The sequence below is a fragment of the Fictibacillus phosphorivorans genome, from assembly GCF_001629705.1.
Classification (GTDB): Bacteria; Bacillota; Bacilli; order Bacillales; family Fictibacillaceae; genus Fictibacillus; species Fictibacillus phosphorivorans_A.
In genome coordinates this window covers 4037597-4050194 of sequence record NZ_CP015378.1, presented here as the reverse complement: position 1 = coordinate 4050194, position 12598 = coordinate 4037597, and the positions used below count along the sequence as shown (strand labels likewise).

At 39.8% G+C, this 12598-nt stretch carries 12 protein-coding genes; 7 read left to right on the top strand and 5 right to left on the bottom strand.

Annotation, left to right across the window (positions count from 1 at the left end):
* Window positions 1-124 precede the first annotated feature (124 nt).
* A complete protein-coding gene (locus ABE65_RS20530) occupies window positions 125-1708 on the bottom strand; it encodes a hypothetical protein (RefSeq protein ID WP_066399194.1) in 1584 nt (527 codons plus the stop codon).
* Between the two features lie 273 nt (window positions 1709-1981).
* Here ABE65_RS20530 and ABE65_RS20525 point away from each other — a divergent pair, with 273 nt between their 5' ends.
* From ABE65_RS20525 to ABE65_RS20505, 5 genes are all read left to right on the top strand, one after another.
* Window positions 1982-3562, top strand: a complete 1581-nt coding sequence (locus ABE65_RS20525) for a bifunctional metallophosphatase/5'-nucleotidase (protein WP_066399190.1) — start codon at window positions 1982-1984, stop codon at window positions 3560-3562.
* Between the two features lie 18 nt (window positions 3563-3580).
* Window positions 3581-4126 (top strand): hypothetical protein, encoded by a 546-nt coding sequence (locus ABE65_RS20520; protein ID WP_066399188.1) that lies wholly within the window; start codon window positions 3581-3583, stop codon window positions 4124-4126.
* 109 nt (window positions 4127-4235) lie between these two features.
* A complete protein-coding gene (locus ABE65_RS20515) occupies window positions 4236-4610 on the top strand; it encodes an SLAP domain-containing protein (protein WP_066399186.1) in 375 nt (124 codons plus the stop codon).
* Window positions 4611-4622: 12 nt separating this feature from the next.
* Window positions 4623-5345 (top strand): lysophospholipid acyltransferase family protein, encoded by a 723-nt coding sequence (locus ABE65_RS20510; RefSeq protein WP_066399184.1) that lies wholly within the window; start codon window positions 4623-4625, stop codon window positions 5343-5345.
* Between the two features lie 120 nt (window positions 5346-5465).
* The gene (locus ABE65_RS20505; protein WP_066399175.1) at window positions 5466-5690 is read left to right on the top strand and encodes a hypothetical protein; all 225 of its coding nucleotides are present in this window, start codon (window positions 5466-5468) and stop codon (window positions 5688-5690) included.
* Between the two features lie 46 nt (window positions 5691-5736).
* Here the strand turns inward: ABE65_RS20505 and ABE65_RS20500 are convergent, their stop codons facing one another.
* A complete protein-coding gene (locus ABE65_RS20500) occupies window positions 5737-6234 on the bottom strand; it encodes a YajQ family cyclic di-GMP-binding protein (RefSeq protein ID WP_066399173.1) in 498 nt (165 codons plus the stop codon).
* Between the two features lie 178 nt (window positions 6235-6412).
* Here ABE65_RS20500 and ABE65_RS20495 point away from each other — a divergent pair, with 178 nt between their 5' ends.
* On the top strand, window positions 6413-7210 hold the full coding sequence (locus ABE65_RS20495) for an alpha/beta fold hydrolase (RefSeq protein WP_066399171.1): 798 nt from the start codon (window positions 6413-6415) through the stop codon (window positions 7208-7210).
* 421 nt (window positions 7211-7631) lie between these two features.
* Here ABE65_RS20495 and ABE65_RS20490 read toward each other — a convergent pair whose 3' ends face one another.
* From ABE65_RS20490 to ABE65_RS20480, 3 genes are all read right to left on the bottom strand, one after another.
* Complete coding sequence (locus ABE65_RS20490; RefSeq protein WP_066399169.1) at window positions 7632-8420, bottom strand: helix-turn-helix domain-containing protein; 789 nt, start codon at window positions 8418-8420, stop codon at window positions 7632-7634.
* Between the two features lie 215 nt (window positions 8421-8635).
* Window positions 8636-9850 carry an NAD(P)/FAD-dependent oxidoreductase gene (locus tag ABE65_RS20485; protein ID WP_066399168.1) on the bottom strand — a complete coding sequence of 405 codons (1215 nt, stop codon included), beginning with the start codon at window positions 9848-9850 and terminating at the stop codon, window positions 8636-8638.
* Window positions 9851-10367: 517 nt separating this feature from the next.
* Window positions 10368-10718: a YflT domain-containing protein gene (locus ABE65_RS20480; RefSeq protein WP_066399166.1), complete on the bottom strand. Its 351-nt coding sequence runs from the start codon at window positions 10716-10718 to the stop codon at window positions 10368-10370.
* A 261-nt stretch (window positions 10719-10979) separates the two neighbouring features.
* Here ABE65_RS20480 and ABE65_RS20475 point away from each other — a divergent pair, with 261 nt between their 5' ends.
* Window positions 10980-12569 carry a bifunctional metallophosphatase/5'-nucleotidase gene (locus tag ABE65_RS20475; protein WP_066399165.1) on the top strand — a complete coding sequence of 530 codons (1590 nt, stop codon included), beginning with the start codon at window positions 10980-10982 and terminating at the stop codon, window positions 12567-12569.
* The last annotated feature ends 29 nt before the right edge of the window (window positions 12570-12598 follow it).

The window sequence follows — 12598 nt, the reverse complement described above, 5'->3', positions numbered from 1 at the left end:
GATTAACTCTTCAATCGGACAGATTAATGAATCAATTGGATAGATTATTACGTGAATTGGACAGATAATCCATTGGATTGGACAGATTATCCGGCCAATCCGCTAAATTACTCAGGAACAAGCCCTAGTAAACATACGTTCCAACAACAAAAAGTTCGAACAGTACCGTAAGTCCAATAAAATAAAAGACTTGTGCAAACAATCCCCAATCCTTATCTCTAGCAACCTGCATTACCCACAAAGCTATAGCGGAAACGATCAGAGGAATGATAAATGAGCTCCCGGTAAAGGTGAGGTACTTTGGAGCTAGCGTATAGAATGAGTTGTTGAACAGAGACTGGATGACATAAAGCTGTGTAATCACAAAAAGTGCGATTGCCGTCCATTTCGCCCAAGGCTTTTCATCCTCAATCACATCAATGCGTACGAAATAAAGAATGCCTAGAAACAATACAGGTGGCACTACCCAAATGAACGCGTTCGTCATTGCGATGAACGATACGACGAAAGCTGTAAGCGCATCAAACGCGGCGGTATATAGATCTTCCTTCCCCATTTTCTCACTCGCGCTCTTAATCTCTGAAACTTGGCTTGCTAAATAAAGTCTATAATCACTGACAGATTCTGCTTTTAACCAGGCAATCGTTTTTTCATCGACCTGTAACGGATAGATAGAAAAATTACTCGTTGTGCTGACTCGTGTTGCTTCCCATTTGCCTTCATTTAAGGCTGCTTTGTAAATGTTACCCGCTTCTTTTTTGGTAGAAATCGGACCTTTCGCTGCAAATAGGATGATGGGTTTGTTATTTTCCACGTTCAGCTGTTGGTACGATGGGTTATCGATCTCATAACCAAGATCTGAGCTGTATAACTTTACCGTGCTGAAATTGATGGCTGTAAGCTGATCTTTTGGTGCTGCCCCATAAAACGTTTTAAACGTTTTCGTTCCCTGTTTAGAAGAATAAAAGGTATACATAAAATGAATCTGATCATCTGCTTCAGCAAAGCGGAAGTTATAGATTTTATCTGTAGGTGTTTTGCTATATCGCGTGATAGATTGAGCGTTATATGCTCCGTCAGCTTCCTTTAAATAAAAAGCTTCCATTTCTACTTTTTCACCGACAGTTGCAATAAATGATTGAGATGCTGGGTGCCCAGATAATTCTGCTAGCTTTTCTTTAGCTGAAAAGATAGATTGACTCTTCCCATCTTCAGGCATGTAAACAAATACTTCATTACCTTTTGAATACGCAAAGCGATCCTTTCCATCTGCTAAAAGATCGACATCTTTATCTATGACTGTTTGTTTTCCATCCTCATACAGAATAAGCTCACCACGAGAGATAAAGGCAATCTGTTTTCCGTTTGTCCAATAGTTCGCTCTTTCATCTAAAGGTAGGTTCTCTTTTTTTTCAGAGACTAGATTTAGCTTTTTGTCTAAAGTCGTCAATTGCAATCCGTCTTTTTGATGGGTGTAGATAGAATATTGGTCATCTTTTTTTATAACAGTTGGTTCAGCGCTTATGGATTGAGCGGGCGTGCTTACGGATCGGCTCCAATCAGGATCAGGAAGCTTTGTCCCTTGACGGACGTTGTTCCAGATCACGGCCCCAATTAGGATTAAAACGACTACAAGAGGAAGGAGTAAAGCTCTGTAATTAGTTTGGTTTTTATTCTTGTTCTTTTTTGTTTTTACATTCGTATTCATGATGATAGATCCCCCTATTTTCTATAAAACGACAAAGTTATACTATTCGTTATATTAGACGTATTTCCTTGTAAAAAATTTCAAATCTTTCATAAAAAGATTTTTTTGGAGCTAAAAATTTATCCGAAGAGGTTCTTTGTGAATTTTTGTAGAATAATAATCATTCCCCTGGAAATATTGTCGAATATCATCAATGGAATTTTAAAGTGATAGGGAGAAACTGGTGTTATAATTTGGATGAAGAACATTTAATAGAGAAGGTGGAGAGCAGTGATGGAACAAATCATTCATATTTATGTAACAAGTGATATTCATGGCTATGTTCTCCCTTTAACATATGCAAATAATGAAAAAGCAAAAATAGGATTGGCTAGAACGGCTACTCTAGTAAAAGAAAATATGTCTAATCGCCCCAACACCTTCCTCATCGATAATGGAGATCTTATTCAAGGAACGCCACTCACTTACTATCACGCGAAAATAGATTCAAGTGATGTGAATCAAATGGTTCTCCTTTTAAACGAATTGAATTACGATGCTGCTGTGATAGGAAATCATGAGTTTAATTATGGTCTTCCTTATCTATATAAGACGGTTGAAGAATCTAAATTCCCTTGGCTTTCAGCTAATATCGTTCACCAAGGAACAGAGACACCCGCGTTCGGACAACCTTTTGTAATCAAAACGTTTGATTGTGGGATAAAAGTAGCACTCTTAGGATTAACCACACAATATGTACCGAACTGGGAGAATCCAGAACATATTAAGGGCATTTCCTTTCTAGATGCGGTGGAAACGGCAAGAAAATGGGTTCCTTTTCTACGAACCATATCAGATGTCATTATCGTTTCTTATCATGGTGGGTTTGAGAGAGATCTTAAAACTGGAGAACCAACAGAAACGCTCACGAAAGAGAACCAAGCATATCAGCTCTGTATGGAGGTTGAAGGAATCGATGTGCTTTTAACAGGTCATCAGCATCGCTTGCTTGAAGGTGAAGTGAACGGAGTCACGATCATTCAGTCTGGAACACAAGGAACTGAGCTTGGGTATGTAGAAGTAAAGGTCGATGGTGAGGGTGATTCATGGAAAGTGAAGGACAAACGAGCGAAGCTGCTTTCTGTGAGTGACTACGAACCTGATCAACAAGTGCTGGATCTTATTCAGCCTTATGAAAGTCAAACCCAGAATTGGCTGGATCAACCTTTAGGACAAGTAGATGGAGATATGACGATTACCGATCCAATGTTGACGAGGCTAGTTGATCATCCGTTTATTGAATTCATCAATAAAGTGCAGATGGATGCAGCGGGTGTAGATATTTCGAGTACCGCATTATTTGATGACCACTCAAAGGGGTTTTCGAAACATATAACGATGCGCGATATTGTTTCAAACTATGTGTACCCAAATACATTAAAAGTGATCGAGCTAACAGGACGAGATATGAAAGATGCATTAGAACGGTCAGCATCTTATTTTTCTGTGAATGAAGAAGGAGACCCGATCATCAATCCAGCATTTTCGATTCCTAAGCCTCAGCATTACAACTACGATATGTGGGAAGGTATCGATTACACAATTGACCTGTCAAAGCCGATCGGACACCGAATCGTGGATTTACTGTATAAAGGAAAACCGATTGAAGACGACTCTCTGTACGAGGTAGTCATGAACAACTATCGTGCAGGAGGGGGCGGTGATTATCCCATGTTAAAAGGAAAACGTGTGGTGAAGGATATTCCGATCGATATGTCGGAACTGATGGCAAACTATGTTTTAAATAGGGGAACGATACGGGCAACGTGCGATTACAACTGGCATGTAAAAGTTTCATCTTTCTTAAAAAAATAAGAGAAGCAGGTGTAGAAGATGAAAAAGTGGGGTTGGTTCGTAGTAGTAATCCTAGCCGTTTTGCTTGCTGGGTGTTCGAGTGAAGAAAAAAGAACGCTGAACGATAAAGGTTTAACACTGCAAGAGCATCCAAAAGGCGCTTATCCTCGTTATTACGATCAAGTTTCTAAGAAAAAAGCACAAAAAGCTGTTCCGTTCTCACTGGAACTGCCTAATCAATTACCGTTTAAAGTCGCTCTTTCAACCTATCAGATCTCCGATTGGGGTGAAAAACGAAATATCCTGGTAGACTCCGTTTTTTATCCGGAACAACAAGGGCAGAATGTTTATTTAGCTTATCGAGTATCTAACTTTCTACCGAAAACCGAGAAATTAGAAACGAATGAAGAAGTAGAGCTGAGTGATGGAACGGATGCCTATTTTTCAGGAAGTGCAGATCTTCCTATCCTGGCTTGGAAAAAAGATGGTTTATTCTATAAAATGGAGTACTTAATGAAGGAAGGCACAGACAGAAAAGCGGAGAAAAAGAAGCTGATCGAAGCGGCAAGTTCTGTTTTCGAATAAATACTTAAAAATTTGCGGCCGTGGAGGGATTGTTCTCGTGCGGCTTATTCTTTGGAATGAAGTGGCTTTTTATAAAATATGTTAATATGGTTCAAAGGAGGGGATATTCTTGCAAAAACTGGAGTTTGAATCAGCATGGGACAAGACTATAGCCCGCCAAGATAGAGAAGAGATAGAACGGATCTTTTCTGAGTTGCATTCAGAAGAACATGAGAAACAGCAGACTGTCATTTTGAAAACAGCTTATAACCATAGAGAAGAATTTTTAGTGACTGTGCTTGTAAATAACTATTCAAAAGAGCCTTTCTCTTTAATCGGCAAAAAAGTGCTGTATACAGAAGAGGAGCATACGATGGGTGAGATGGATTCCCGTTATACGTTGGAAGTTCCTCCTGAAACAAGTATGCCATGGACGTTTATTTTTCCAGCAGCATCACTAAGAAGACAACCATCTCGAGAGTATGGGAAATTAATCATCATGTAAAGTGGGGGAAATGTGTTGAGAACGATTATTTGGTTTATTTATTTTTGGGGAATTTTATTAAAATTGATCCCTTCATTAAACCGTGTGAAAAAGTTTTATAATGCCGGAAAGATAGAAGAGCGTGACCGATTGGTTGACGAGAAAGTAAAAGAGTGGTCAACTTCACTCGTTAAACTAAGTGGAACGCGTGTTACAGTAAGCGGTGAGGAAAACATCCCGAAAGATACAGCTGTTCTTTTTGTCAGCAATCATCAAGGTAACTTCGATATTCCGATTCTTTTAGGCTATATCCAGAAACCAAAAGCCTTTATCTCGAAGATCGAAGTAAAGAAGATGCCGTTTATCGGAACATGGATGGAGCAGTTGAACTGTTTATTCATGGACCGTAAGAATGTAAGGCAGTCTGTGCAAGCGATCAACGAGGGAGCTAAACTGTTGAAGAACGGAACATCTCTTGTGATTTTTCCTGAAGGAACGAGAAGTAAAGGCGACGATATGTCAGAGTTTAAAGCAGGAAGTTTTAAACTAGCGACTAAATCTGGGGTGCCAATCATACCCGTTACGATCAACGGTTCTTATAAAATTATGGAACAACAAAAGTTCTGGATCAAGCCAGCGGACGTTCATCTTACTGTACATCCTCCGATCTATCCAGAACAACATCAAGATGCAAAAGAATTGGCAAGGGTGTCAGAGGAAATCATTAAAAACGGTGTGAAAAAAGCCGTTTCTTAAGAGCAGCCTATTGAGGGAAGTGCGAATGTTGGCGAAAACAGCTTAACGAATAACCTGTACGAACAGCATGGATATTTGTTATTATTGGGTTAGAAGGTAATAATTTCTAGGAGGAATACCATGACAGGAACAATTACAGTCATTATGATATTCTCAATTCCCATTATTGCAATCGTACTAGGTCATTTCCAACAACAGACAAAGCTCAAACATAAGATGCTACAAGATGAGATAGAACTGGAACGTTTAAAGCATGACAACTATGTGATCGAAACCCAAAAGATGAGGATTGAACTCGAACAGATGAAACTGCTCGATTCGCCAGATCAGAAGAAATCCGTATAATAAAGAGGATGACCCAGAAGCTAATTGCTTTTGGGTCATCCTTTTTTTATCTGTAGTTGATGAACTGCACGTCGATCGGCAGGTTTGCTTCTCTAACAAGTGCAATAATCTGTTGAAGATCGTCTCTGCTCTTTGCTGTTACACGAACTTGATCATCTTGAACTTGGCTTTTCACTTTTAGTCCAGAATTCTTGATCAACACATTGATTTTCTTAGCGTTATCTTTATCGATTCCGGTTACCAACTTAGCGCGTTGGCGAACCGTTCCACCTGATGCTTGCTCAATTTTGCTGTAATCCAAATTTTTCGTTGGCACGCCGCGTTTGATCAGCTTTGTGATCAAAACGTCTTTTAGCTGCTCTAACTTGTACTCGTCGTCGGAAACTAAAACGAGCTCTTCACTAGACTTGTCTAGTGTGATCTCACTTTTACTACCCTTAAAATCATAACGAGTTGTGATTTCTTTTGTCGCGATATTGATCGCATTGTCTACTTCTGATAGATCTACCTGAGAAACGATATCAAATGAACTTTCTTTAGCCATTTTGTGAAACCTCCTGACGATTACTTCGTTTATATAGTTACAGTATAAATACATTGTGGTTATGTTTCCAGTTTGTACACATTCTTTTCCGTGGAAACGGGTACAAAATATAAGTTTTTATGTTAAAATGAAGGCTGGAAAATTTACAGAATGTTTGAACCACTAGGAGGAGTACTTGTTGCTTCATTACAAAACGTACACACACGAAAAAAATCATCAATGGGTGATTTTTGTCCATGGAGCTGGGGGCAGTTCATCCATTTGGTATAAACAGCTAAGAGAATTCAAACAACATTTTAATATTCTGCTTGTTGATCTAAGAGGTCATGGCAAATCACAATCCGATAAATTTTTATTAAAAAAATATTCGTTTAAAGAAGTCAGCCTTGATGTGCTTGAAGTAATGGATCATCTAAAGATTCAAAAAGCCCATTTTGTAGGCATCTCTTTAGGCACGATTCTTATTCAAACGATCGCAGAGCTTTATCCTAATCGAGTGGCTTCTATGACTCTAGGCGGCGCGGTTACAAAAATGAATTTCCGCTCGCGGTTCTTGATTGCGATGGGTAACCTTTGTAAATCGTTCATCCCGTACATGTGGCTTTACAGCTTATTTGCTTGGGTGATCATGCCGAAAAAGAGACATGAAGCTTCGCGTTCTTTGTTTATTGGAGAAGCGAAGAAGCTTTGTCAAAAAGAGTTCAAGAGATGGTTTAAGCTTACACTGAAGATCAACCCTTTCTTGCAAAGTCTGCGTAAAAAAGAGATTCCGATTCCAACGCTTTACATCATGGGTGAGGAAGATTATATGTTCTTACCTCCGATTCAGGCGTTCATTGATAAGAAGAAGCATTCGAAGCTTTTGACTATTAAAGATTGCGGACATGTATGTAATGTTGACCAGCCAGAGCTCTTTAATAAGAGTTCGATCGAGTTTATTCGCAAGCAGATTGCTGCTGCACCGAATGCTTCTTAAAAAACATTGAAAGTGTTGATTTCCGTTTCAGGATGCTCGCTTCCGCGGGGCAGGCAGTGAGCCACATTCGTACGTTCCACGTATAAGTGTCTCACCTTCCCACCTTTAGAGGTTTCTTGCTCCTGCGTCTACAAGTTAATACTACGTAGTAAGCTTCCTCGTCGCATGCCTTGCAAGAATTATCTCATGTAGTAGGCACGCACCTTACACTCCAATCAACTGTCAATGATGTTTTAAAGAACGCTTTAACTGCAAAAGTAACAATCATAAATCAAGACAAAACAAAAGAAACGACCCTTAAATGTTTGGGTCGTTTCTTTTCGTTTGGTTTATTTTTTGCCAATGATTGATCGTGGTCAAGGACCTGGTTACTTCTGCTGGAAGCGATGTAGCAGCTCCACTTAAGGTACTTTGATTTCATTTATAGATCATTGATTTTCTTCTTCACTTTTTTCATCAAACTATTATTAATAGTGCTCACATGCTCCTCATTTTTGACCAAAATGCGATAAGCATCAATGATGGATAGAGTACGAACCAAAATGTAGGCCCCGATGCCTATCAAGGCAATAAAAATCGGGGTGTATGGAGTTAATAAGTCTACGTCCACCCATTCTTTTTTTATGATTAGAAAGAAGATGGCTCCTCCAACAATAGAGCAAATTCCGACCATCATTACCGCAGTATATTTACTTTTTATCTCTTCGTATCTCATTTTTAAATCTTTTAAAGCGTTTTGGTCAAAAATCAGCATCTCTTTCTTAAGTAAGCTGTAACGATCTTCTTTTATGATTCCTGCTGTAATGGTTCCGATCCCGAGAACGGCTACTATAATCGTTAATAGGGTAAAAGTAATCGGTTCATCTTTAAATAAGAAGTAAGGAATCGATGAAAAGATTAACAGGCTAAATCCAAGTGCAAGATTTTTTGAGACTTTGTTTTGAGATAGGAGGTATCCTTCCGCCATCTCTTTGCTAACATAATAACCATTTTCATTCTCACGACTCTCTTCAACCGTATCTTTCAGTAAATAATCAATGGATACTTCAAAAATGTTTCCGAGCATTAATAGTTTTTCTGTTTCAGGAAAGCCTTGTCCGTTTTCCCATTTGCTGATCGCTTGTCTTGTTGTATTTAATTGCTCTGCCAGCGCTTCTTGTGAGAGGCCTTTTTGTTTTCGAAGCTTAAATAGTTTTTCACTAAATGTCATGAATGATCTCCTTTCCTTTATTAATTTAATTGTAGTAAAACAATGTATGGTTTTCTATAATTTAGCAGTTGCACTCTGTCAACTTGAGGTTGCACTTTTGTAATATCTACTAAAATAGGTGTGGAGGCATAAGAAAAACGACCAAATAAATTGGTCGTAAAAAGGTTTCATAGTCAGTTTGATTAAAACGAGTATCTAAACTAATAGAGTATACTTTACAAACTTACAGCACGTGCGATGGTGAATAGTCGTGATGCGGGGTGGAAGCCTTTAGTAATTAAATCTTTAATGATGGTTGCGCCTAGCATACTATAGACAGTGCCGTTACCACCGAAGCCTAAACAATAGTACTCACCAAGACGGTTAGGATGTTCACCGATATATGGCAGCCCGTCATGTGACTCACCAAACGTCGCACACCAAGAATGTGAGATTTTTGGCGCGATATCGGGAAAATGTTCTTCGATCTTTTGGAGGATACGTTCGCCGCGCTCTTCAATAAGTCCTTCATTTAACGGCGCTTCTGCTTTGTCTTCATCAAGTCCGCCGGCAACGATTCGTCCATCTTTAGTCGTTCTCATGTAAAGATACGGTCGTTTTGTTTCCCAGATCATCCATTCTTCGTACCACGTTTTTAGTGATGGGATTGGCTCTGTTACGATCGCGTACGAACGATTCAGGTCTGCTCCTAATTGCTGAGCTAAAAAGTCATTCTCATAACCAGTCGCAAAAATAACATAGCGCGCTGAAATGGTGCCTTTTTCAGATTCACAGGTAAAGCCGTGAACGGTTTTTGTTTTTCGAATAAGAGGTGTGTGTTCAAAGATTCTCACTCCTGAAGCCGCTGCATCCTTTAACAAAATCTGTACACATTTGTATGGATTCACATCTGCATCACCACTCGTAACGATAGCAGCGGGTTTGGAAAAAGGAAAACGTGAAGAAATCTCTTGAGGTTCTAGATATTCCACTGGGAAGTCGTATTTTTTTAATGCCTCGTATTCACGCTCAAGTTTTAACGTGTCCTCTGGAGAGCTGGCATAATACAAGCTTTTTTGTTCACGAAATTCAGGGTCTTCTGAAAGTCCTGAAGTCATCTTCTTTAAATCTTCTAACGCCTGTAAACAAAGCTGATAGAAATAGACGGCATCCTGTTCACCTTGCTGCTCAATAAGTTCGTGCAGCATCTTGTCGCTTGAGAATTGCAAAAGCCCTGTGTTGGCTGAAGAGCTTCCTGCACCTGGATGCCTTCGATCGATCAAAACAACATCTAGTTCTTTTTCTTGACCGAGCACATGGGCACAAAGGGCACCAGCCATGCCTCCACCAACAATTAGTACATCACACGATATATCTTCTTCTAGAACCGGGTACTCTCCGGTGTTTGTATAGGTTTCAGGCCAATAGAGCTGACCGTTATGTAAATTCATAGTGACTCCTCCTCGTCTTCTTTTCATTCCCCCTATTTTCTTTAAAGAAACGCTTCGTGAGAAAGTTTTTTCAAAAATATGGATTTTGTGTGAATACTCTAACTGAATTATTTTAGTAGGCTGTTTTCGTACTCATTGCTGCTTTTGAAAGATGTTGATTTCCGTTGCAGGTGCTCGCTTTCCGCGGGGCAGACGGTGAGCCACATTCGTACGTTCCGTATAAGTGTCTCACCTGTCCAGTTGCAGTGGCTAGCCCCTCGAGGTCAAAAGTTAAATGGTCCAGAAGGCAAAGGGCGCCTTCCTAGCCCATTCACCTTTTGCTTGTCGGGGCTGAACGAGCCACTTCCACTCTTGGGACTGCCCGCCTGTCCCGCAGGAGGCTCGCACCTTCCACTACAATCAATATCAAAGAAGGAAATAAAAAAGGCTAAACAGACTTTCAGTATGAGTGAGGAAAAATTAAAATTACACAAAAAAAGCTGCATGCCCGATTGGACATGCAACTCTCTTCATCACCTTATGGCAATGTATTTACTTTATCTTCTTCTTTTACGAACAATAAGATTTTACCCATGTCGAGCTTCTTTTCATATTGATCCGCTTCTACATCAGATAACCCTAATTCTGTCATCTTGTTGCGAAGCTCATCACCTCTGGACTCAAATACATTGCTCAGCGCCGTGCCGAGTCCTTCTTCTTTTAAACCGATTGTATTAACATCTGCTTCATGAGCGAGATCTTTTGTGTCATCCTTTTCGTGGGATAATACATATAAGTTGTCCTCGTGAATTCCTCGAGCTTTCAGGTCACTTGCAGCTGCAATCAATTCTTGTTGAGAGTTAAATTCATGTACGATAGGTTTTACCATTTACAATCCTCTCCTTTAAACGAAGTTATAGTGTGTATTCACGATTTCAATTACGATTAAACATCCTTTTTCAAATGCATACCGGGATAAAAGTACTAAATTAGCCTCCGCAATCCAGCTGTGTAGGCATAAACTCCTTTTTTATAGGAATATAACGTTTTTACACCATTTTTACGAAAATCCTCTATCATTTTACATTTCAAAATATATACTTTTAATTGTTGAGTTTTTTATAAAATGAGTGATAGGGGAGTTTGTTTAATGAAAAAGACATTATCAGCTTTAGCACTTGCTTTAGGATTAACACCAATTGGCGCAGGCGTACATGCAGAAGAGAGCGCCATCCAAACACATAAGGGTCGTTACTTAGATGTTCAACTGCTTGGAGTAAATGACTTTCATGGACAGATTGATATTACACGTAACGTGGCAGGGGAGCCTGTTGGACGAGCGGATTATCTAGCAAGCTACTTAAAACAAAGAGAAAGTGAGAATCCTAACACGCTTTTGGTACATGCTGGTGATATGGTAGGAGCGAGCTCTCCGACATCTGCATTGCTGCAGGACGAGCCGACAGTAGAGATCATGAATCAAATGGGATTTGATGTAGGAACACTAGGTAATCATGAGTTTGATGAGGGCGTAGATGAGATGATGCGTTTGATCAATGGTGGAACTCATGCTACGACGGGTTATTTTGAAGGCGCAGACTTTCCGTATGTGGCTGCTAATGTGATAGATAAAGAGACGAAGAAAAATATTCTGCCTTCTTATGTGATCAAGAAGGTTAAAGGAGTAAACATCGGCTTCATCGGGGTGGTTTTATCTGATACACCAGATATCGTCATTCCGAGCGGAACAGCAGGTGTTGAGTTTATAGACGAAGCGGAAGCGATCAACAAAGCAACAAAAGCTCTTAAGAAAAAAGGCGTAAAGTCTATCGTTGTTTTAGCACATAACCCTGTTGAGCAATCAGCGACAGGAGAAGTATCTGGTGAGCTCGTGGATATGGCAAACAAAGTAGATGATGAAGTGGATGTAATGTTTGGTGCACACAATCATAGAAACGTAAACGCTGTAGTTGATAACAAATTAATTGTGCAAGCTTTCTCTTACGGAACAGCCTTTGCTGATGTGGATTTAAAAATTGATCGCCGCACGAAGGATATCGTAAAAAGTAAAGCGGAAGTCGTGTCTGTTATGCAAAAAGGTGTAACACCGGACTCTAGCATTACAAAAATTATTAAACAAGCAGAAGACCAAGTAGCTCCGATCATCAATGAAGTCGTTGGTAAAACAGATCAACTTTTATCAGGTACAGGAGCCTATAACGGTGAGACCGAGTTAGGAAATGTGATCGCAGATTCAATGACAGAACAAACAGGTACGGATTTTGCGTTTATGAATCCAGGTGGTATCCGTGATGTGATCAATCCCGGTGAAGTGACATGGGGAGAGCTTTTTAACGTTCAACCGTTTGGCAACGATCTGGTGACGATGGCGCTAACTGGGGCACAGATCAAAGAACTTTTTGAATCTCAATGGGCAACGGACAGAGAGAAGATGCTCCAGATTTCTGGTCTGAAAGCTACATTTGATCTCTCAAAAGCAGTTGGTGACCGAACTGTTTCAATGGTTAAGAAAGACGGAACACCGATTGTAGCAGAACAAGAGTATACGGTTACCGTAAATAATTTTATGGCTGGTGGCGGTGATGGTTATACGGTTTTATTAGAAGGTAAGAATCCAACAGTAAGCGTTACGGACCTAGAAGCGCTCGTGAACTATTTTAAAAACCGTGATACCGTATCCGCACAAATTGAAGGACGAATTACGAAAATCAATCCATAATAAAAAAGGCAAAGCGTGTGTAAGCATCG